The organism is Agrobacterium sp. P15N1-A (genome assembly GCF_044626815.1).
In the GTDB taxonomy this organism is placed as follows: domain Bacteria; phylum Pseudomonadota; class Alphaproteobacteria; order Rhizobiales; family Rhizobiaceae; genus Agrobacterium; species Agrobacterium leguminum.
In genome coordinates, this window is the sequence record NZ_JBIUPF010000023.1 from 1 (window position 1) to 641 (window position 641).

Genomic DNA, 641 nt, shown 5'->3' on the forward strand with positions numbered 1-641 from the left:
TCATCGCGACGCCTCACCTCAAGGGTGACGAGAACTACGAGCTCGTTAATCTGAGTTCTGAGCATCCGGTCGCGAAAGGCTCGTTGCCTGGCCTTACCCTCGGTGTCCATTGCTCTCGCGAAGATCGTGATGAATGGCATGTGCTGAAGCTCGATGGCGTGCAATTCGACTGGCGCAATGACGGGCGGGTGCTTCTGACCTGGCGCATCAGGTTTCCTCTTCCCGATGCCGGTGAAACAAAACTTACCCTGACGCGCGTTCGTCTGAAGTCGCCCGAAACCGAAGCGGCTTTAACCGAGAGGGAGACAGCATGAGCATCCCCCGCGACAATTATATCGGAGAGCCCCAATATCCCGGCACATGGACCACGGGGACACCGCGTGAGGGACTGCGTGACATCGATGAGGCGCGTATCGTCTCTTTGGCACCTGATGTATGCCTGACACCGGTTGGCTCGTCGGTGGTGCCTATTCCCTATCCGGTCGTGGATTTTTGCGGCCATGATAAAAACTACACGCCGTCTGTTCGGTTCACCGGCAAAAAGGCAATGGTGATGCGTTCGTGCACGACACATGTGCACGGCGATGCGCCCGGCAGCCGCAAGGGGGTAAAATCCGGTACGGTGGAAAGCATCTGCGAAC

General features: G+C 57.6%; 2 protein-coding genes. Both read left to right on the forward strand.

The window, feature by feature from the left end; translation table 11 throughout:
- Positions 1-314 (forward strand): DUF2169 domain-containing protein (locus tag ACIK7D_RS27740; RefSeq protein WP_400157122.1); only part of this gene is annotated, 314 nt, incomplete at its 5' end.
- Positions 311-641: DUF4150 domain-containing protein (locus ACIK7D_RS27745; RefSeq protein WP_400158174.1), on the forward strand; the 331-nt coding region annotated here is incomplete at its 3' end. The genes ACIK7D_RS27740 and ACIK7D_RS27745, both read left to right, overlap by 4 nt.